This is a genomic window from Edaphobacter modestus, assembly GCF_004217555.1.
In the GTDB taxonomy this organism is placed as follows: domain Bacteria; phylum Acidobacteriota; class Terriglobia; order Terriglobales; family Acidobacteriaceae; genus Edaphobacter; species Edaphobacter modestus.
Window position 1 is genome coordinate 5,931,824 of the sequence record NZ_SHKW01000001.1, and the last position, 21,657, is coordinate 5,953,480.

Sequence of the window (21,657 nt, forward strand, 5' to 3'; positions counted from 1 at the left end):
AGGAAGCGAGTGCAAAGTGAACAGGATAGGCGCGTCGTGGCGGGCGAAGACAGCTCGGAGCCTGATCGGAAATAACCGCAAAGGCAACAACAGTCAGCCGAACAAAAGTGAGTTCGTGGCCGCCGCGACATCCGGCTGCCGCATCAAGCTTTCTCCGACCAAAAAAGTTCTAACGCCAAAGGCGGAGAGTCTCACGATATCGGCATGACTCGATATTCCACTCTCGCAAACGACGACACGATCCTTGGGGATTCGGATTGCCAACTCTTCGGTTGTTGTTAGAGAAACCTCAAAGGTGCGCAGATCGCGATTGTTGATGCCGACAAGTTTTGTTTCGAGTGGAAGTGCCCGGTCAAGTTCGCGCGCATCATGTACTTCGACGAGAACATCCATTCCGAGATCGTGTGCAGACTCGACAAGCTCCCGAGCCTCGACGTCGGTGACACTTGCCATAATGACGAGAATGCAGTCTGCACCCCATGCGCGGGATTGGTATACCTGATAGGGCTCGAATAAAAAGTCCTTCCGTAAAACAGGGAGGCCAGATGCTTCGCGTGCAAGATTGAGGTAGTGAGGGTGGCCTTGAAACGACGGCTCATCTGTCAAAACCGAGAGACAGCTGGCGCGCCCCTGCACATACGCCCTCGCAAGCTCCAGCGGATCGAAATCCTGACGAATTAGCCCTTTGGAGGGGCTTGCCCTTTTGATTTCTGCAATCAGCGCAGGACGGGCTCCGCTGAGGTGGCGCTCTATTGCGGACGCGAAGTCGCGGGGCCGGGACGCCTGCCGAGCTAGTTTCTGCATGGCAGAAGGTTCTATTTGTTCCTTCGCGGTTGCAATCTCTCGGCGCTTATAGGCTTCAATGCGGGCGAGTATATCGGGTTTTTCTTGTGTCGTTTGAGATGCATGCACGGATGGCGGATTCTCTGCCCGTGTATTCATTTTGATCTCCAATGTCTATCAAACTTATAAGACTCGTCGCCCCGCTCGACCTGTCGAAGCCAAGGACCGCGCCCGCACACATACGGATTACGAAACGGGTGCGCTCAGAATCGGCGACAATCGCTACTCTGGATGTTCCCGACGATGAGTCCTGCGTAACGACATAGACGAAGAATACGTTGATGTCATGGTTGCTTCTTACTCCTTTCGAGGTAGTCATTTCGTGCAGTTCATATGGAATTCAGCATCTCGGTTCGCGAGGTGGAGGCCGTTCTCCGTTGCGATAAGTTCCGTAATCGTGTTCACGCGTTTGATATCCACCCGTCCCCAGACAGGGAGCACGTAGCATCCTGTCCGCTGACGAGCCGTTCGATGTTGATGCTCATTGGCCTCCCTTTCCGCCGAATCATAGGTCGCGGCCAGAATGCCACTTATGTATGCAAGACGAATGCCATTCGTAAGCGCTGAAAAGGGCGAAATCAGGCTGACTTTGTGTCGTGGTTTTCATGGAATTCGTGTTTCCACCGCAGGTAACGGCTTCAGCAAAGTTTGAAGAGGCTCTTATGGATTTGCAGTTTCTTGATCTTGGAGTCAAGAGGAGTCCGCCATCCTTTTAGCCGCCGCACGAACAAGCACTACTACAGTTCTCCGTGATGCTGCCGGCCCCTACAAGGTGGATACTGACGCTATTGCCCTCAATATCGCTCTATCGGTCAGTTCGTCCGCTCTAGCGGGAATGGACTTCCACCAGCGGCTATGCTGTCCATGAGTGTGCAGGTACGACGGTATCTGCCTAGCCCCGTATTACCCCGGTACGGAAGCAATCACTTCACCGACAACTCTTAATTCCAAGATCAAAAAAACCGGAAGTTCATAAGAGCCACTTCAAACTCTACTAGAGCCATCTACCCCTAGATGGAAGCACGAATTCCACGAAACCCGCGAAAGCCCCGATGGCGAATCAGTCTACTTCGACGCCCTCTCAAGCACTTACGATTGGCATTCGGCTTGCAATTAGTAAAAGCGCATCCTGGCCGTAACGTGCGCTTCGGCACGGAGAGCGATGCGAATGACCTTCAAGATTGAACGGCTCGTCGGCCGGGCCCTTTGAGCCGGACGCAACAATGCGGCGAACAGCCCTGAGGCAATCTATGTGTCTCACAACCTCAACCGGAAAGTAACCAGAGAACTGGAGAACAAATGAGCGTCAACCTTAGTCGTCTGACAAGAAAGACTATGCGAGTTCGTAGCCTCTTCCTAGCCATTCTCGCGCTCGGATGGATGTTCGGCGAGGTCACCCACGCAGGGGCGCAGAAAATTACGCCCCCAACGACTCCTAACGCGCTTACGCCACCAGCTGGAAACTCTGCATTTTTGTTGGGTCAAGCGGTGGGGACTCAAGGCTATGTTTGCCTGCCCACGAGTGCAGGCGCTTCGACCGCTTCCTGGACTGTCAACGCCGCTCGCCCCGAAGCGACCCTTTTTGTTAAAGTCTTTGACCGGTACGTGGAGGTAGTCACACACTTTCTTAGCCCCGATACCAACCCCAACCAGTTCGCCCCAAACCCGCTCCCGTTCGGCAGCGCAAGCTGGCAGAGTTCCTTCGACAGCAGCAAGGTGTGGGGAAAAACGCTGCAATCGATTCCCGCTGGCTCTGACCAGAGTTGCCCGAATACTGGCGCCATTCCCTGCCTCTTATTGCAGTCGATCGGGACGGAAGCGGGACCAACTGGCGGTAGCTTCTTGACCAAAACCACGTTCATCCAACGTTTGAACACCCAAGGAGGATCTGCCCCCAACACCGGTTGCTCGATCCTAAGCGATGTGGGTAAGCAAACGCTCGTGCCGTACACCGCCGACTACTACTTCTTCCATGGGGACGAATAGCGAGTCACTCCTTGTCGGAGATCATCCATGAGCACAATCTGCTAATCGGCGGTCTTAGAGATGACCCGCACCACAGACCGAGAGGGGACTCCCGGTCTGTGCTCCAACCAACAATAGCATCAGAAAGAGGACACAATGATGGGAAGTCGACCTGTCATATCGGTGGTAGTCGTCGCGGCGATAGTCACTGCGTCGGGGAGATGTGCCATACATTTATGAGATACCAAGAGGCTGTTGATCACTTATACGCCCGCGGATATGAGCTCGCACCACGTCCTGGTGAAACTTCACCCCGTGAGTTTGACCTTAACCATATGCGTATTCTGGCTGGTGCGCTCGGGGACCCACAGCTTAAATTCTCTTCTATCCTGATCGCCGGCACCAACGGCAAAGGATCCACCGCCGCCACCCTTGCCAGCATTCTCGATGCCTCCGGCTACAAGACAGGCCTTTATACTTCACCGCATCTTTCTCGCATCAATGAACGTGTCCAAACGTCGGCACAGGATGTCCCAGGCAATCGCCTCCGCTCCATCGGTGACGATGCCTTCGCTCGCCTCTATGTTCAGGTCGATGATGCGGCCACCGAGCTTGTTCGCAAGGGCGCTCTTCCGCATTCACCCTCACTCTTTGAGGTCGTGACAGCTCTCGCCTTCCTCCACTTTGCCGAGCAGCAGGTCGAAGTAGCCGTTATCGAAGTTGGCCTTGGCGGGCGCCTTGATGCCACCAACACCGTCCAGCCTCTTGTCTCCGTCATTACAGACATCGCTCTCGATCACATGGAATGGCTCGGCAGCACTATCACCGAGATTGCCCGCGAAAAGGCAGGCATTCTCCGCCCCAAAGGCATTTTGGTGACTCTGCCCCAACATCCCGATGCCAACAACTCCATCGATAACGTCGCCGTTAGCCTCGACGTCCGTCGCATTAATGCAGACGAGTACATTCCTGCCCGTACCGAACGCTTTCAAGCCATGCGCAACCAATACACGATTACCTTTGCGGACCGTTGCCTTCATGTAAACTCGCCTCTTCTCGGCGAACATCAGCGTCGCAACCTGGCTTTAGCTCTCGCCGCTGCAAATGAGCTGCAGAAGAATCAGCGGTTCACGAAAATTACTCAGAGTTCCATCGAACAGGGCATTCGCCAGACCCATTGGCCGGCACGTCTCGAATCCATTTTGGGCGATAACAACTCGCGCATTCTCCTCGACGTCGCCCACAATCCCGCTGGTATTTGGACGCTCCGCTCCTATCTTTCGTCACTTTTCAGCAGCGACAATGTCGCACCGCGCCACCTCATCTTTGGAGCGCTCCGCGACAAGTCCATTCAGGAGATGGCGCAGGTACTATTCCCACTCTTTACCCGCCCCACCGATCGCATTCATCTTGTAGCCGTGAACAATCCACGTGCAGCCTCGCTGGACGATCTCAAAGCAGCGGCCGACGCTATCGACACCCCAACCTCCACGCATGTTTCCCTCGCCGATGCTCTTAAAGACGCCCAAGCCAGCGGTAACTCCATCATCGTCATCGCAGGCTCACTCTACTTGGTGGCTGAGGCGCGCACTCTACTCCTGGGTGATCGCATATGAACACATCGCCATCGCCAATTAAAAGGCGCGCGCGGTTCTTCACTCGACCGCGTACTTCTAGTCGCACCATCGTTGGAGGGGGCCAGCCGAGAAGGGCAAGAAAGTGAAATCCAGAGAGACAGAGGGACTGCGACAGACGTTGCAATTGGTGTCACTCTTTGCCTTGGTTACGGTTGCGCTCCATGTAACGGTAAACCTACGTACGCAGCATGTTGGCTTTCTATAGATATAGATATAGATATTGAGATAATGCGAGGACGTCTAAATGGTGGAACCGTTAAAAGAATCTGAGTTGAGTGCGAATTTCTCGGTACGAGTGTCCCAGAATCAGTGGAGGCTGGCTGAAAATATCTTGAGCGCATACGACTTTGTCATCTGCGGAGCCGGCACTTCCGGTTCGGTTGTAGCTCGACGACTTGCGGAGAATGCCAACGTGAAGGTTCTGCTTCTGGAAGCAGGAGGGACTGATGATTTGCCCTCCTGCACAGATCCCAACCTCTGGCCGTCGACACTCAAATCAGATCTGGCCTGGCAGTTTGAGACACAGCCAGAAAAGCATCTTCAAGAGCGCACCATCCCATACCCAATGGGCAAGGTTCTTGGTGGAGGGTCCAGCATCAACGCGTGCGTATGGGCCGTAGGTCACAAGAATGACTGGGACTTCTTCGCAGGATGCACAGGGGATCCGGCATGGAGTCACGAATCGGTTCGCAAGATATACCACCAGATCGAGGACTGGCGCGGAGATGCAGATATCAAATACCGCGGCTGCAATGGTCGAGTTTATGTAGCACCGAATCCCAACACACCTCTAGCGCCCGCCTTTTTCGACGCAGCAGAGGCGGCCGGGCTTCCACGGTTCGACACACAGAATGGTCCTTTGATGGAATCGGACGGCGGCTGCTCCATAGCCGAATTGAATGTCGAGGATGGGAGGCGCCAGTCCATCTTCCGCTCCTATACCTATCCCGTGATGGACCGTCCCAATCTGACCGTACTGACAAGGGCAATCGTCACGAAGATCCTCTTCTCTGGCAACAAGGCAACGGGTGTTGAATTCATTCATCTGGGCAAAGTAATCACCGTACAGGCGGGTATGGAGGTTGTGGTCTCATCTGGCGCGATACAGACTCCAAAGCTGCTGATGCAGTCCGGTATTGGTCCACGCGACCAACTCGTCCGCTTTGGTATACCAGTCATTAACCACCTGCCTGGTGTTGGCCAGAACCTTCAGGACCACCCGCTATCGGGCTGTCTCTGGGAAGCATCGGAGTCCCCCGAATCGACTTCTGTGTTGACACAGGCCATTGCCCTGTGGAAGAGCGCTCCTGAGAAACTCTCTCCGGACGTGGCTGCGTTCCTGATTGCACGCCCGCTTGCCACGGAGAATGGAGTAGGCAAGCCGAAGAAACTGATCTGGGGAATTCGGTCGGCTGTGCTTCAGCCCAGAAGCCGTGGCCAACTGCTCTTGACTGGTCCACAGGCCTCGGACGGCATGCGCATCGAGCCGAACCTCTTATCAGATCCGATGGATATGAACGCTGCTCTAACTGCCATCAACTTCTGTCGTGAGTTAGGGAATTCGCCTTCCATGCGACAAGTTGTTGATCGCGAGTTGAAACCGGGGACGCTCGACGATGCAGGTATGGAAGGCTACCTGCGGCGTACCGTACAAACCTTCTGGCACCAGAGTTGTACGGCAAAGATGGGTAACGATGACATGTCGGTAGTCGGCGGCGCCTTGTTGGTACATGGAGTGCGGGGCCTTCGAATCGCCGACGCTTCGGTGCTTCCTCGTATCACCACGGGCAACACTATGGCACCTTCCGTGGTGATTGGAGAGCGAGCAAGCGCCGCCATGCGAAGCTGCCATGGCGTCTAACGCTTCCGGCGCAGCGGTCTAAGTTCGCCTCTAGTGACGATGTCTGACAGGGTGAGGGAGTAGCGGCCGAGCATGTTGATGTGTTTGAAGGTGAGCGGTGACAGGCGAGCAACATCGTCGGCCAGTGCCTGGTACCCCTCGGCGCGGAGTTGGCTGAGCGCCGCTTGCCTGTAAATGGTGTTCCAGTGCGCGACGAGATTGACACGAGGTCGAGGCGCGCCGAGTTGGTCCTCCTGGTCTTCGCGATAGCGCTGGCGCGAAAGGCCGGGCCCTTATCACAAAGACCCTTTGGGAAACACGCGGCCGCGATGGAAGAGGCCGTCTCGGTCCTCTCGAAAGAGGCGCGCTGGTCCTGCTGTGGCTCCTCAAAAAACTGGGAAGGGAAGGGAAGATGAATCTTAGCGGAAGCATGATGATTTCACGATTCTGAGCCCCAAGAAGTCAGCGGATCAGTCGAGATTAGAGTCTTGGCCCTTCAATCGAAATAGAGTTCTCATCTTTGCAAACGGCGCCTGCCGAAGGGAACTGCTGGTCTGGAATATGATGCCTCCGGGGACGACCAGCTCAATTTCGGTTCCGGAGGTTGAAGTCACCAGCGCGAGTTTAGGCGATTTTGCAGTGTAGAGACCAAACGTGCGGAAGACGGCGGCAAGCAAATAGGGAAAGAGTGGGGGCACAAGAGCTGTAGGGCCAGTTGAAGGGAAGAAGGGCGACCTAAATCCATGGCCCAGAGCTAAACTACGGGCTACCCAACCCATCTCCGCGCCAAACTGTCCATGGTCAAGTGAAGGTGCCGCAATACTGAGGAAGCTGGATGCTACTACAGCGACTCGAAGAACGAATGCGCAACAGACCATCGAGGTTAATAGAATTGCGGCTGACCTGACATAGAGCCGACTGTTCGATTCGCTGCGGATGTTTGAGTGAGTTAAGCTTGATAGAGAGTCGTCATTTCCTTCCTAAAAGAGGTGCAAAGCCCGAGCAACTCGGGTTCTAATCGAATGTTCGGCTATCGTTTTGGTTGGGGAGATGCGCATTACATAGCTGCTGATTTTTCAACAGGAGTTCGGCAATTAGTCGTTGCAAACGTGAATTCTCTATCTCTAATTCCATCATCCGATCGTCCATACATCTTTTGGTCGAGCTAAACACTTCTGGTTTTCCTAAAAAACATGTGTCATCCGCTCAAATGCCAGATTTTGCACGAGACGGAGAGCGAAGCCTGGGAACAACAAGCTCACGCTCTCCGCGTTCGTGGTCTTTCTATGGCCCGCTAGCCTGTGCGTACTCTGCATCAAAGCTGGCAGCTACAAGTCACCTTGTAGCTGTTGTCAGCGTAAACGACGGGGTACCGCGATGCAGTCAAGATATGTGGGGACAATGTATGGATTTGTAGGCGAAAGGGACTTCGACGTCACCCTCTCCATGAGAGGTCGAATCGTGAACCTGCGCAAAGTAACGGAAGAGGTTCCAGTCTTGCCCTGCTATTACTCAGAAAACCAGGTCGAGGTCAAAACGCATGTGACGGTCGTAATTTCCGAAGAACTGCCCATATTGAGGGTCGGCGGTGCTGGCATGGACTTCAAGCGCGTTGAAGTTATTCGTAATATTGGTGATTGATATCGAAGGTCTCAAAGTGTATTTGGAGTTCAGCTTGATATCCTTGGCTACACGTGCATCCGCGGAGAAGTACGTGGGAAAGCGAGCGCTGTCCGCCTTCGTGCTCTGAATGTAATTTTGGTAGACATCGACCGATTGATAGGGAAAACCGCTCCGCCATTCAATCATCGGGTAGACCTTCACCTTCCATGGCAGCGCCAGGCTGCCCCAGGTTAGAAAGCGGTTGGGAAGGTCGCCGGCTCGATTCGTGTACAGGTTGCCCCGTATGAAGGGCGAGGAGGAGTCACCCAGATAGGTGTCCGATTCGTTGAGTGTGCCTTGGGACAAACTACGGACATACGACGCGTAGATCCGATTGTTGGGTTGAAATGCAAGTTGCGCAGTCAACTCAAATTGGCGATATTTTGAGCTTCCGTCCCCCGCGAGTACAAACGCGTTTTGTCCCTGAACCACCTGGGGGGAGATGGTGATCAGTCCGCTTCCGTGGCTTTCAAGATACTTTGCGCGCATCGTCAAATGCTCTGAGAATCGATGTTCCGCTTCAAGATTCCAGGCAACGGTGTAGGGCGCGAAGTTCCCAATTTTATAGTCCCGGTCGATGAAAGGAAATTCTGACGCTGCTGCCTCCGACGTCAGGTTTAGATAGTGTTGGGGAGTGCCTACTATTGTCCCATCCGGCTGATAGGTTGTGATGATTTGCTCAGGATAATTGCTGAACGCGTATACATTCAGAGGCACGCTATCGTAGAAGGCTCCGATCCCTCCCCTGACAGTTGTGCGTCCACTTACCGTTGGACTCCACACAAATCCCATTCGCGTGCAAAAGCGTGTCGTTGCCGTAATGGTCTGCGCTTCGGCACGTATGCCGGCATCGATCACGAGATGTGAGTTGAAAGTCCAATGATCCTGCACGAAGATAGCTGGTTGCAGGTCACTTCGATCAAATGAGCTTCCAGGGGTAAAGTCGATCGTGCGAAGTTTCGCTCCCTGGCCATCAAATATTGTAATGGTTTTCGCGTGTAACTGTCCCTCATCATTTGTACTGGCAACGGAAGAACCAAATTGAATCTTGTGCATGCCGAGACCCGTTATCGGTTCGAGAGACCACAACTCATTCCATTCAAAGCGCCGGGAGTGCCGTTGCTGATCCGAAAAATAGTTACCGCTGTTTCCAGTCGGTAGAACAATCATGCCAAGGTTACCTTGCGGAGAGATGGTGGTTGCAATATCGCTCAAAGAAAAAGTGCTCTGCAAGAGTCCTTCTCCGATCGCTAGCCGATGTGTGATGGCGCCAGTATAGGACCGGGTGTCATCGTTTGGAGTCACCTCCTGAGGGCTAAAGAAGTCGAGATTTGCGTATCGGATGGATTGGGGCGCTGCATGGAAGCTTGCAGTAAGAGTTTGCCGGGGCGTCAGCGTAAAGTCTGTCTGCGTGAACGAATTGACGGACGTGATCTTGGTTTCGTTGAAGGGAAAGGGTAGTGTACGGATGGGTATCTTATTATCGACAAACTCTAAACCTTCGGAGAAAAAGGCGCGGTTCTGAACGATGGGCCCCCCAAAGGAGATTCTGGGTGTGGCCGACTTCAGGCCACGCAAATGACCGCTGCGAATCCGAAATTCAGGCAATGGATCGTTGAGATCAAAATGCCATTTATTGCCGCCTGGCCGTGTCTCCGCAGTCACCACTGCGGCGGTGAAACGGCCGTATTGAGCCAGGTAGGGAGAAGTCAGAACATGGAGTGAATCGACCACATCGATCGGCACGCTCAATCCAAACCGTCCGGTCGCCGGGTCTGAGACATCGACGGAATTAATCACAAGAGCACTGTGCATCTCTCCCGAACCTTCGATCTGAGTTTGACCATTCGGTGCGCGCACGACACCTGGAACAAGTGGCAGAGCGTCAGTTAGAGTAAGCGGCCGGATGGGGCTTTCATTGGCTTCTGCAGGCTTGATCGAGACACCTGGCGAGGAGCTCTGTTCTGAAATGTCTTCGGTTGTCGCTTGTACATTCACCGTCTCATGTGCCTGCGGAACGGGTAAAATCCTGATTTCGAGGACAGGCCCAGGCATGGTCCGGGTGTCGACAACCTGCTCTACCGGTATGTATCCGGTCTGATGAACGAAAAACGTAACGAGTCCCCGGCTCACTCGAGCTGAAGCACGACCATCAGGTCCGGTTTTCATTCGAGCGAGCAGTTTCCCCTCTCTCATAAGAACGACTTCGACGTTCGGCACGGCTCCCCCATCGGCGTCTGCAATGCTCACAGTGAGAGGTGCATCCTGGGATCCCTGATATCCCTGCAAGTAGGGTCGAAAGAGTCCGACGAGTGCGAACGTGAGCAGTGCGCGTCGACGCACCCAAGCGCCGACGCGCACTGATTTGGCCGGTTCTCGCTGCTCCTTATCGGATCTGGACCAGAGTTTCATGGAGTCGCCCATTCCTGTGGCCGTTAGGTGCATCTGTTTCGTGGTGCCTGTCGTGCCAACATAAGAGCCTGGCGAACTCGTCGCTTCACCATGGTGTCTCACGCGTCATTCATGGCGCTGGGGAGAAGACAGCAATTCTGGGATGTGCAAGAAGACTTGGATAGCCCACGAAGACCTTGTGCGAGACAGGGTCTACCGCAAGGGTATGGGCTCCGTAGTGAGTATGTATCTTGTCTAATACCCGATATGTGTCGGGGCCGTCTTGCTGGATGACAGTCAATCTTCCGGCCTTGCCAGCCGAGTAGATCGTGTGAAGCGTTTGGTCGAACGCGACCGAGTCAGGGCCGCCACCAATCTTTAGCGACGTGATGACCCGATGCGAATCCAGGTCGAATACTACTAACTTGGCGTTCCCGGAGCAAACCGCGAAGAGCCGTCGCTGCTCGGAATCAATGGCCATTCCGGACGGTCCTTCGCAAGGAGCGAGAGACCATTGCCCTGCTATGGATCGCTTGCCAAGATCGATTGCGGCTATCGAGTTGATATCCTCGAGATTCTGATAGAGCAAGCCCGTCTGTGGGTCCTGTGCGACAAATTCTGGCTTTCCAGGGAGAGGTATGGTTCCGACTGTCACGCGTTTCTCAGGATCGATCAAGGTCGCCAATCTTGGATCGCCATTCGCTACATACACGAGCTTCGCTGACGGGACATAGAGTATGGCATCCGCATCATCCGCCACTGGAATGCTCTGAAGCTGTTGAAGAGATCTGGGATCGAAGACATCGACCATGTTCTCTTCGCTTCGTGTGATGAAGGCGATATTAGCGTCAGGCAAAAGTGCGACGCCGTGAGCGGCGCCGGCTCCAGGCATTTCTGATACTGAGCTGATGGACGGGTGGTTCAGATCTAAATCGACCTTGAATAAGGCGCCCGACGACTCACTTGTAACGAACAACGTACTCCCGTTTAGTGTCAAATAGTCAAGAATGTTGAGCAATCCACCCTTGGGCAGTTCAATATATCCCTCGAATGTCACGAACTTAGATTTGCTTGGTGTGCCTGGGTACGCAAGATAGGCGAATACCACCGCCAGAAAACCGATTAGGACAATTGCAAACATCGCCATTGTCTTGAGCCCATTTCTCATGGCATATCTTCTTTTATCTCTCGTATCTACTGTGGGAGCGCCGTGAGTAGTTTTAGCAAACATTGTTATGACCTCCTTCAAACTGTTGGTTTGATAGCAGCCAAGACGGCGTGCAGCCATCCCTGGATTGAATCGGACAAGCTACCTCATTTGCCCATAAGCTCTTCAAGTGCCCACTCGATGCTCGTGTCGGGAGCTACCGGCTTGAAGCCGCTTTGAGTTTCGTCCTGCTGCTTGCTAATGGTCTTGAAGAGAACGATGCACCGTAGACACTGATCTTGGATGAGTTTGTCTTCCATATCCCGGGAGAAAGCCTGATTCGCTTCACTTCGATGGTTCCTCCCTTCTTCAGTTGACCGAGCACTCCATAGCCAAAGTCCACTTGCTCTGTCAGAGTTGCCGAGAACTGCGCGAGTCGCTTCTCCTGGAGATCGATCAGGATGACGCCGCTCAGAGCGGGAAGTGCCCTCTCCTCATAGGGCGTGGGGTTGTATGCAGGATTCGGGCGAAACGCGAGCTTTTCCAAGCCCTCCTGCCGGCCTTGATCTTCGAAGAGGAGAGCGTCGGGCACCGCGCGAAGAATCTCATCAACGTTCTTTTGATCTGCTTCCCGGTTCTTCTTCATGGCCTGCTGAGCCTTCGGGTTTTGCAGCAACTTGCCGAGTCGATCGTCGTCCTGCTTTCGTTCTGAAGGTGACGGCTCATGACCATCTACCAAAATGAGTCGATGAATTGGACCGCCCACGGTCTCAATTTCCTCTTCGAGGTAAATATGTCCGGCAGTGTGACGCTCCACCCGGCTTGCCCACAACGCGTCGTTCTTGTGCTGTTTGCGCTCGTTGTAGCATGCATCGATCATCAACTCTTTCGCTGTCTGCGCCGACAGCGGAGGCAAGACCGACAGTAAGCAGAACACAACCAATGAGTGCTGTATACGATGCGGGCGTAAGTTCTCGAATATTGACATAAGGCAAGGACTCATAAGGCTGTTGAAGTGCGAAGGTATCTCTTGTCCCGTTGGCGGAGGCGTTACATGGAATCGCCATACTGCTTACGAACACACAATCCACTAACTGAGGAAGATGGCCATCCGAATTGCAAAGTACGACAGTGTCCATGCAATTTGGTTGAAGTAGAGCAAGATGCTGCGCTTCATAGTTCCTCCATGGTTTTCATTGTCATGGCTGCGCTTGGACGGTGCTGTCAGGAAAGCTCTGCAAAGTGTCAAGATTTGTAAGTTTGCTGAGATTGCAGATTCTTGCGCGCCACACAGATGACTGGTCAGTGGAAAGAGCGTCAGAGGTATCATGAAATAAGAGCCCGCTCCTTTGGCTCGCGGAGATACAGACCTTGCACAACTCAAAGGGCGTGACACAGCGAGCCAACCCACGTCTTCTGGTGGTGGACGACGATCGTGAGTTGTGCCATCTGGTGATGCAATACCTGGAACCGGAGGGCTTCACTCTTTCCGTTGTGCATACCGGCGGCGAAGGGATACGAACCGCAATCGAGGACACTCATGAACTGATCGTTCTGGACGTCATGTTGCCGGACATAAAGGGTTTTGACGTTCTTCGGGAGATCAGAAGTCGCGTCCGCACGCCAGTCCTGATGCTTACGGCCAAAGGGGACGAATTCGACCGCATCCTGGGCCTTGAACTCGGTGCCGATGACTACCTGCCGAAGCCGTTCAGCCCCCGCGAGTTGATCGCGCGAATCTCGGCTATACTCCGCAGGTCCGGGTGGCAATCCGAAAACAATGCCACATCGCGTCCCCCGATCATTCGTTCCGGAGATATCGAACTCGATTTGGCGGCGCGCACGGTGTTGAAGGCGGGAGAGCCTGTGAGGTTGACCTCTGCAGAGTTCGATCTATTACACGCGTTTTTTGAAACGCCAGGACAGGTTTTGACCCGTGAGGCACTCGTTGAGAATGTTCTTGACCGGAAGTTCTCCCCTTTCGATCGAAGTATCGACCTCCACATCAGCAACCTTCGCCGCAAGCTTGGGCCGCAGAACGATGGTGCCGAGAGAATTCGGAGCGTGCGCGGAATTGGCTATCTCTATGCATGGCCCATGCAAGCCTAGGTCGCTGTGTTCGCCATAGGAGCAATTGGCACGCCCTGCTCATACATCGGTCAATCGACCGTGAAAGCGGCCAGAGGAACCCAAACTTGGCATTAGCTCTTGCGAAGCCTGCCCAGCTTGGAGACATCTGGACTCCGACAATAGCGCAAGCCAAAGCTGAGGGTGGTATACGTTCTCACTTTTTTCCTCCCGTGCGATCACGCCAACTAAAGAAGGCGGGTGCGGTTCCACTTTGGCGCTTGAACTAGCGAAACCATCGTTTTGGTGAACTTAAAGGTGCTTCCCGATGTCACGCAGCATATGCGACCCGGCGGTCTCGCATCGGCAATCAGCATGCTCCCATGTTAAGGTTTTCCGTTGCCGGGCACATTCGTCGTAAGGCGTTTCGAAAAGAACTCACGGACGACAGTCCCACCCGCCCTTCCCGCGATGCCGATAGCGGCGGTGGTGAAGACCAGGTTAATTCCCCGATCCGCATGAGGATAGTACGCGTTGGATAGGGCTCCTGAGCAAATAGCGGCTAGAAAGTAGGAGTAGTTCGGCATAGGCTTTCCGGTATCGCTACGTGCGATGACTGAGTAGCTCAGGGCATGCACGAGGCGGGATTTTGTAGATCCTGTTCCCTGGTAAAAGTAACGTGGGTCCTGGTGGAAGAGCGAGGGAAAGACGGCATGGCTCAGGAAGTCACTGCTTCGTCCATCGCCGAACTGTGCGGCAAAACGTTTGCCGTAGCCCGCGGCACCTTGCCCATAGCCGGCATAGGTGTTATTCGCCTGCTCGATGCCGGCAGCGAGGCCTACTCCGATCAAGGAAATGGGATCGAAGGTGTCGCGTGAAGCGAGCGAGAATTTCTGTTTCGTAGTCATCGGAGCCGCGTCGTAGACGTAACTTATGTAGAAGTTCGGGATGATGCCGATAAGGCGCTGCTTCTCTTCCGCTTTGATCTGCTCAGCGGCGATCTCCTCAGTGGGACGGACCGTCACCGATGTGTCTGCCGAAGCAACCGATAATGCGACATTAGGAACCTCGTAGGACTGCTGCGCCGTGACGACGAACTCCGCAGATGTGAACGGCGCAAACCCCTTGGCGTTGACGATCACGAGATAGGAACCGGCAGGGAGCTTAGTAAAAGCAAATTCACCGTTCCCCCCGGACTTTAGACTGTGCAATTGTGTTCCGTCCCTATGCGTCAAACTGACTTGTGCGCCGGAAATGGCGGCTCCGCTTCCGTCCAACACGGTGCCAGAGACCGTGGCTGACCCCTCCGCATAGGGTGTTTGCTCAGCCGAGCTCTGCGGGCCTGACTGGGGTAGAGGTGCATCTGGAAGAGAACTGCTGCTAATCCCTAATTCGGCAGTTTGTTGTTGGCCAAATGTAGTAGCGGTGACTAGGAACAGAAGAAGTGGGGTGCAGGCAAGGACGACAAGTGGCCGGAGCCAGATGTCCCTTCTCAAAGCGCGCCTCCAGGCCGGGGCGGTAGAGACAACGCGAGCCATAATCAGGCCCAAGATTTTGAGGCTACAAGTGAGCTGTTGCATAGTGATCTACCCTCAAAGGATTTCGTCTAAAAACGGCACCCGAAGGTGGTCGAAGAGAAACAGGACACACAACGAGGGAGTTAACGAATGAACAGATTCGAATCCCGTGTCGATCTTTTGCCAACAACTTCTTAGGATTAATGGCTTTACAAGAACCAACATGGCTACTGCATTCCTCCACGGGTTGCCTTTCCATGGATCTCAGCAGTCTTGCCACCTTTTTGCAGCTCAATGAGGTCGAGCGACATGGCGTCGCCGGTGAGGTGACCTGTCGCATTGAAGTGTGACTTGTCGTGAACGAACGAGAAGGTGAGAGTGTCCCCTGCAAGCTTGCCATCCTTGAGCTTTGACGTAGCGCCCTTCTCCGACATCCACTGTCCGGTGGCGGCCCCCCCCGCCTGTTTAAGCGTCAACAACGCTGTCTCGGGCTTTCCTTCATATACCACCAGCCACTGTCCGGTGACGCTCGTGCTTTGACCATAAAAAAGCGGCGTCATCGATAGCATCATCAGAACAGCGGACGATGCCGCAACAAAGCTTCTCTTCATTCTGTTCTCCCCTTGCCAAACTACCGACCCGTGAGGATCTGTCCCCTCTGAAACGCATAGAGTTCCAGCAGGACGACCATCGTTATTCGAAAGGTAGCTGGCCGAAGGATGGCGTGCCGTCAGGAAACGTGAAGCGATTGTAAGGATTTGTATAGATTTGGCAGGGAGGCTGTTCGTCGGCAGAGTTGTATCGTATACATCAAAGTAAGGATCGATGACAGGAAGGGAGAACATTTGTTTGTCAATCTTCAAGCCAGACTCTGCAGGGTGAGAGCCAGAGTACCCATGTACCGGCTCTTCCTGACGATCTTCCTTTGGTTTTGGCTGACTGCCTGGGCCATGTTCTCTATCGTGGTTCTCGCTGTCCACCTGAGAGGCCTGAGACAGGTTTCAGCCCCGAATATGTATGTTACCGTCGCGCCTATCCTGGCGGCGGAAGCCGTTAGGGTCTATGAATCGGGCGGTCCTGAAGCGTTTGCTCGTTTTTCGCAGAGCAGTGTTTCCGATCGCGAACGGCAACTCTACCTGCTCGATGGATTCGATAAAGATGTTCTATCTCGACCGTTAACAGACGACGGCCTTCGAGTTGCGCACGCGGCAAAGACCAGCCAGGTCGTAATGCTCCGAAACGATATTGCCGCTTACAAGTTTATCTCTCCCTTGGGGCATCCCTACATACTGATGCTCTACCTGAAGCCCGGTCTGCGTAAGGTAGGTGACGCGCTGTTGGGAGAGGGGCTGCCGTATACCATCTCCCTGATCCTTTTGGTTACCTTACTTTGCCTCGCACTTGCGTATCATATTGCGGCGCCAATCCATAGTATTCAGTCGACGGCCAGAAGAGTCGCGCAAGGAGATCTCAAGGCACGGGTGCCGGCTTCAGTGGCCAGGCGCTTCGACGAGTTGTCAGCTCTGGCAAAAGATTTTGACTCGATGGTGGCTCGTCTTGAATTGTTGATTCAAACGCAAAAGAACCTTTTGAATTCGGTCTCGCATGAATTGCGCTCTCCACTGGCTCGCATCAATCTCTCTGTAGCTCTTTTGAAAAAGCGTTACTCGGCAGACTCCGATGACATGTTCCAGCGTTTGGATCGTGATGTTGCGAGGATCGATCTCCTGATGGGGCAGCTCTTGACACTCTCTCGCCTCGAAGCTGGTCTTTCGTCTGCAGAGAGAGAAGACGTCGACCTTACGCAGCTCGTCGAGGAGGTGGCCGCCGACAGCAACTTCGAAGCAGAAGCGTCGGGCAAGTCGGTGAGTCTCCGTACAAAGGGTTTGATCATTCTCGAGAATGCCGATCCACATGCCCTTCGAAGCGCGTGTGAGAACGTCATTCGCAACGCGGTCCGATTTACCCGCTCGGGAACCAATGTCAAGGTCGTATTAGAAATTGACTGGAGCACTCCGGAACCGCTGGGGATTCTCTTCGTCCGGGATCATGGTCCGGGGGTTCCGGAAGAGTCACTCGATGCAATCTTTCAACCTTTCTATCGAATTAGCTGCGACGGGCAAGCGACGGACGGGAACGGTCTCGGTCTAGCTATTGCCTCTGAGGCGATTCGTTTGCACCGCGGTACGATCAGCGCCGCGAATCTTCGGCCGACAGGCCTTGAAATAGCGATTCGATTGCCGATCGCTTTCGATGCAGCATCCCGTCGGTATGAGCTTTCGCAGCTCGAGCATAACAGCACAAACTAAGAGTTTCGACCAATCCATGGCTGTCCAGGCCGTCAGCCGGCGGGTAAAGAACATCGGGATTCCTCGCCTAAATATCTTACGGATAATGCTCGATAAGCTTGAGCTGTGCCTCCACGCGCTTCAGTGCCTGCATTGACGGATTTGCTGCCCATACAAATCCTTACATGTACCTAACCGTTCCTGACAGCGCTTTGTTGTTGACCTCTCCACAATAGAACTCTGGGAGAGCTCATGAAGGTAAGAAGATGGTTGCTCGATAAGTCCTGTGCATTGCACTCGTTCCGAGTTCAAACACTAGGAGCGCATGCACGGGTGCGTCTTAAGATCTCTCAGGGAGACTGCAAGTGAGTGATTATCTGGGAGAGAGCGAACAAAAGCTCGCACAACCTGGTTCTGCAGAGTTGGCCATCGTTGCGAAGCGTACTTCCAAGGTCAGAGAGGATAGTGGCCATTTTCTTGGGCGCAACTCTGACCCTCGGCATCTTCTTTGCACTGCGGTCTCAGAAGCACAAGGTCGACTCTGCCGCTGCTGGAGCGGAAGATCATTCTGTCATTGTCTATGTCGGCACGGCATACCAAGGTGACATGGGCGTATCTATCAATGCGCTCGGTACGGTGACCCCAATATCTACCGTGAACATCTACAGTCAGGTGAGCGGGCAGGTTCTCGCGGTGCATTATCGCGAGGGGCAGATGAATCTGGCCGAACGCTGGATATGGACGCAATCCGGTTGTGGGGTCTTTGAGATTGATATAGGTCGTATTAAGTAGATTAGTGCCTTTACTTCCCACATAGGAGAGCGTGCCCACGAAGCTCTTCGGCAGTGCCTGCTGTACCGACAGTCCCCACTGCGTCACTTACATATCCTTGCGATTGCGATCAGCTTCACGCGGCGAGATGATGCGGGGCGTATGGCTGAGAAACGGCGTGATGGATACGAGAGGTTCGGAATGGAGTTCAGCGAGTACTGCGCAATCTCGTTGCTGATCGGAAAGTTTTGGTCGTCGAGCTGTCCGTCGCCAAGATAGATGCCGAAGCCGCTGCGAATGACGGTGTCTCCCGCTAAGCGCATGGGTGCCCACGTTAGCGCGTGACTACCAGGTGATCGATATCGCCGCTTCTGACCCGACTCAACTCGCTACATCCAATAACCGCAAAATGCGTCGAAGGCTCGAAACCGCGAGCAATGCGTTTCGTACCACAACCTGCTCAGCGCCACTGCAGAGGCGAACAGCATCCGCCGTGGGCGGGCTTCCGAAGGGACGCGCGTACTTGCGGCTGAACTGAGAAAGGCGAGGCATCCCAACTTGAAAGGCCGTCGCCGTATCAGGACTCTCCGCGAGCAACATACGGCGAGCCTCTGCAGCCCCACCTATTTCTAATACTGCAGGAGGCTCATGGCGGTGACGGCACGATAGTGCCGATACAGTGCGCCGCACTCATGTGAGATTCAGGTTGGTCCAGATGGTCAAAAGCACGACCACGAAGAGTGATTGTTGCTGCTGCGGTTTCTGCGCGCCACTCTAGTCACACGAATTCTATTCGTGAATGGCTCTTTGATTTGCTGTTCGGACTGAGGTCATTTCATATCAGTCTTTGTGTCGCGGGACGAGGATTGTTTTGAGAGATAGCCGGACCGGGTATAAACAGTTATCTTGCCGTGTCCCTCAGCATGCGCCTCAACTGTGACGGTGTGATAGCCGTCAACGGAAGCATGTGGGGAATGGTATGCGAGGACGTACTGGTTGCGAATGTCGCGGGCGACTTCGGCGGCGACTGAATCGATATCCTTTAGCGAACCCGGGAAAAAGGCGATTCCTCCGGTTTCGCTGGAGAGCGCCTGGAGGTCACGTCTGGCATGCCGCGACTTATCGCCTCCAAAGAGCAGCCCGATGGAATAGATGATCGGACCTTGCAGATCCTGGACGCGATGGATCGCGTTATCAAGGTTGAGCTTCGAGGAGTTGTCATCACCATCGGTAATCACGATCAGCACCTTTCGGGGGCGTGTAGCGGATCGCTCCATCTTGTCGGCGGCAGTGACGACAGTGTCGTAGAGCGCAGTACCACCGGACTGGCTCAAATGTGCGAGTCCATTCTGTAGTTCGCCAATATCCGAAGTGAAGTCCTGATCGAGGTAAGCCTGGTCGGAGAAGTTGATCACGAAGGTCTCATCATGTGGATTTGAAGCTTTCACCAGATCAAGCGCGGCAGAGGCAACTGCAGCTCGTTTGGTGCTCATCGACCCCGAGTTATCGACGAGCAGACCGACGGAAACAGGCGTGTCCTGGTGCTGCAAAGAAATAACTGTTTGGAGCGTTTTGTCTTCGAAGACCTTGAAGTTCCTCCTGGTCAGGTCGTTGACGAGTTCTCTCTTGTTGTCTAGAACAGTGCAGTTCAGGACAACTTCTCCAGCATCGACGTGCAGAGTGTATGCGCCTGATGAGCCTGGTTTAGGTTGCTGACTTTGCATCACGTTCGCAATGCTCTGTGCACCGGCGGCGAGCACACCAGAGATCACAATTGCGAAGGCTACTGCCAGAATGGGCTCCTGCTTCATTTTGATGCTCCGGGGTTAATACCGGGCATAGGAAGCGACGTTCTGCTGCCGAAGCCGATCTCCATAACAGTGTCTTTCGGAAAGACGATCTCTCGCCCCTTCCCAAGAAAGTTGTTATAGATGGAACGGCTTCCACCATAGGCACTCATGAGGATGCCATAGGTGTGAGACCGAACAGCAATGCCCACAACCAGGCCGATGAGTTTGAAGCCTGTGGCGCCTCCAGCGATCGGGCTTGCATCTCCGACGTCGTTCCGTCCGCCGCTTCCAATCAGTGCCAAACCCACAGAAGCACCGGTTGAGAGGTATCGAGTCTTCGAAGAAGTAGATTTGGTGCCGCCTTCAGAATCAAGCTGGGCATTGTCTGCCGAGTCGGACTGAATGCCCTCGAGCCTGGTATCCACGGTCTGAACAACTCCATTGGGCAGGATCACTTCACGGAAGACGATACGCAGTTGTCCGTTGCGATGCAGACGGCGTGCGGGGCGCACTTGGAGAACGGAGCCGCGGAGACGAGTTCCGGCGGGAAGGATGAGGCGTTTTTGGTCCACGAGCGGTTGCGAAAGTTGGGCTTCCACGTCGGCGCTCTTCGCTGTGATCGCCGAGTTCAGCGGAGTCAACAGGTCGGCATGCACAAGGCTTCCGGGTGGAGGCTGGGTCCCGATACCAGAAAGAGTATCGGAAGGTACGGATTCACTGCCAAAGTCGAGTGGCTGCGACAGCTCCGCGGAGTAAAGCGTTCCAGCGTCGATGTACTGCGGATGCACTGGGAGCTGGGCGACGGCATAGCGCGTCACAAGATGCATCCGGCCGGGCGACCCCACTTGTTTCATGGCATTGTTCCACTGCGCACGGGCTTGATCCATCTTCTGGGCGGCGGCATCCTTCACAACGTTCTTTTTATGCTCGTTAGCGGTCACCAGACGGATGACCTGTCCCGACCCGGGAACTGCGGTGGCGTGCAGGTCGATATGACGGCCATCGGGTAAGATGAGTTCGTCGAAGACGACAGCAAGCTTATGGGAAGGAGTGAAGTCGGCGTTCAGGGCGCTCAGTGTTCTCCTGCTGCTCGAGATGGGGTCAATGGCAGAGATTCGACCATTTGCCGCGGTACCTACGGGAATGACAAGACGATCGAAAACATAGACGGGCTGCATGACACGCCCAGTGATAGGCTCTCCAACCTTCCGGACACGCACTTCCTTATCGAGGGCGATCTGCAACGGAGTCCCGTTGGGAGCGGTCATTGCAATGGTGTGGGGTTCAGATGAGGGCTGTGGAGAGGTGGGCTGGAGCTGGGGAGCCGCAATCTGTGCAGGTAGGCGGCCGACGAAGGCCCAGGCAAACAGAAGGATCGAGAGAAAACGACGGGACATCATTCCGGAGGAGACCTCAGCACGTAGAGAATGCGCATCTGCTAACGACTTGCCGGCCTCGTCCTGAAGGTTCCTGCCCTGGCACCCGTACCGGCACAGCGAAGGGAAGCCCGATGGGTTGAAGCTGCCGGCTTACCGCTCAGCCGCGCCGCGATGTTTCGCATGCTCCCGGTGACTTGAGAATTGATTGTAGTGAGCGTAGCTGAAGATATCCTTAAGATTGAGTTCGCCGCAGATTAAAAAGAGAGTTCGCTTCTTACCGCCACCGGGCAAGCCGAAAACACTGCGACAATTACCGCGAGATGCGACGCCTATAGCCATACCCTGTGGCGGGGTCGGCAC

The 21,657-nt window shown here is 54.3% G+C and carries 15 protein-coding genes and 1 pseudogene; 5 read left to right on the forward strand and 11 right to left on the reverse strand.

Going from position 1 to position 21,657, the window contains the following annotated elements:
- Positions 1-93: 93 nt before the first annotated feature.
- Positions 94-942 (reverse strand): indole-3-glycerol phosphate synthase TrpC, encoded by an 849-nt coding sequence (gene trpC, locus BDD14_RS25175; protein WP_130422294.1) that lies wholly within the window; start codon positions 940-942, stop codon positions 94-96.
- Between the two features lie 1,236 nt (positions 943-2,178).
- Between trpC and BDD14_RS25180 the strand changes: the two genes are divergently transcribed.
- The 3 genes from BDD14_RS25180 to BDD14_RS25190 all read left to right on the forward strand — a co-directional run bounded on the left by BDD14_RS25180 (position 2,179) and on the right by BDD14_RS25190 (position 6,306).
- The gene (locus BDD14_RS25180; RefSeq protein ID WP_165420237.1) at positions 2,179-2,829 is read left to right on the forward strand and encodes a DUF3455 domain-containing protein; all 651 of its coding nucleotides are present in this window, start codon (positions 2,179-2,181) and stop codon (positions 2,827-2,829) included.
- A 215-nt stretch (positions 2,830-3,044) separates the two neighbouring features.
- Positions 3,045-4,424 (forward strand): bifunctional folylpolyglutamate synthase/dihydrofolate synthase, encoded by a 1,380-nt coding sequence (locus BDD14_RS25185; protein ID WP_130422298.1) that lies wholly within the window; start codon positions 3,045-3,047, stop codon positions 4,422-4,424.
- A gap of 292 nt (positions 4,425-4,716) precedes the next feature.
- Positions 4,717-6,306 (forward strand): GMC family oxidoreductase, encoded by a 1,590-nt coding sequence (locus BDD14_RS25190; RefSeq protein WP_242618186.1) that lies wholly within the window; start codon positions 4,717-4,719, stop codon positions 6,304-6,306.
- On the opposite strand, the pseudogene BDD14_RS25195 reads toward BDD14_RS25190, so the two are convergent.
- From BDD14_RS25195 to BDD14_RS25210, 4 genes and pseudogenes are all read right to left on the reverse strand, one after another.
- Positions 6,303-6,560: pseudogene (locus tag BDD14_RS25195) on the reverse strand (Tn3 family transposase); the annotation flags it as partial. The gene BDD14_RS25190 and the pseudogene BDD14_RS25195 sit on opposite strands and share 4 nt — an antisense overlap.
- A gap of 1,237 nt (positions 6,561-7,797) precedes the next feature.
- Positions 7,798-10,197, reverse strand: coding sequence for a TonB-dependent receptor plug domain-containing protein (locus BDD14_RS25200; RefSeq protein ID WP_130422302.1), 2,400 nt, complete (start codon positions 10,195-10,197; stop codon positions 7,798-7,800).
- 271 nt (positions 10,198-10,468) lie between these two features.
- The gene (locus tag BDD14_RS25205) at positions 10,469-11,587 is read right to left on the reverse strand and encodes a YncE family protein (protein ID WP_130422304.1); all 1,119 of its coding nucleotides are present in this window, start codon (positions 11,585-11,587) and stop codon (positions 10,469-10,471) included.
- Positions 11,588-11,702: 115 nt separating this feature from the next.
- A complete protein-coding gene (locus BDD14_RS25210; RefSeq protein WP_130422306.1) occupies positions 11,703-12,365 on the reverse strand; it encodes a hypothetical protein in 663 nt (220 codons plus the stop codon).
- Between the two features lie 491 nt (positions 12,366-12,856).
- On the opposite strand from BDD14_RS25210, the gene BDD14_RS25215 reads away from it, so the two are divergent.
- A complete protein-coding gene (locus BDD14_RS25215; RefSeq protein WP_242618187.1) occupies positions 12,857-13,594 on the forward strand; it encodes a response regulator transcription factor in 738 nt (245 codons plus the stop codon).
- A gap of 344 nt (positions 13,595-13,938) precedes the next feature.
- Here BDD14_RS25215 and BDD14_RS25220 read toward each other — a convergent pair whose 3' ends face one another.
- Positions 13,939-15,132, reverse strand: a complete 1,194-nt coding sequence (locus BDD14_RS25220; protein ID WP_130422308.1) for a carboxypeptidase-like regulatory domain-containing protein — start codon at positions 15,130-15,132, stop codon at positions 13,939-13,941.
- Between the two features lie 164 nt (positions 15,133-15,296).
- Positions 15,297-15,680 (reverse strand): hypothetical protein, encoded by a 384-nt coding sequence (locus BDD14_RS25225; RefSeq protein ID WP_130422310.1) that lies wholly within the window; start codon positions 15,678-15,680, stop codon positions 15,297-15,299.
- 285 nt (positions 15,681-15,965) lie between these two features.
- On the opposite strand from BDD14_RS25225, the gene BDD14_RS25230 reads away from it, so the two are divergent.
- Positions 15,966-17,378: an ATP-binding protein gene (locus BDD14_RS25230; protein WP_130422312.1), complete on the forward strand. Its 1,413-nt coding sequence runs from the start codon at positions 15,966-15,968 to the stop codon at positions 17,376-17,378.
- 432 nt (positions 17,379-17,810) lie between these two features.
- On the opposite strand, the gene BDD14_RS35070 is transcribed toward BDD14_RS25230, so the two are convergent.
- From BDD14_RS35070 to BDD14_RS25250, 4 genes are all read right to left on the reverse strand, one after another.
- Positions 17,811-18,236, reverse strand: coding sequence for an outer membrane beta-barrel protein (locus BDD14_RS35070; RefSeq protein ID WP_479724014.1), 426 nt, complete (start codon positions 18,234-18,236; stop codon positions 17,811-17,813).
- On the reverse strand, positions 18,233-18,451 hold the full coding sequence (locus BDD14_RS25240; RefSeq protein ID WP_130422316.1) for a hypothetical protein: 219 nt from the start codon (positions 18,449-18,451) through the stop codon (positions 18,233-18,235). The genes BDD14_RS35070 and BDD14_RS25240 overlap by 4 nt, the downstream gene beginning before the upstream one ends.
- A 507-nt stretch (positions 18,452-18,958) precedes the next feature.
- A complete protein-coding gene (locus tag BDD14_RS25245; RefSeq protein ID WP_130422318.1) occupies positions 18,959-19,939 on the reverse strand; it encodes a VWA domain-containing protein in 981 nt (326 codons plus the stop codon).
- Positions 19,936-21,318 (reverse strand): TraB/TrbI/VirB10 family type IV secretion system protein, encoded by a 1,383-nt coding sequence (locus BDD14_RS25250; RefSeq protein WP_130422320.1) that lies wholly within the window; start codon positions 21,316-21,318, stop codon positions 19,936-19,938. Before BDD14_RS25250 ends, BDD14_RS25245 begins: the two co-directional genes overlap by 4 nt.
- Positions 21,319-21,657: the final 339 nt, after the last annotated feature.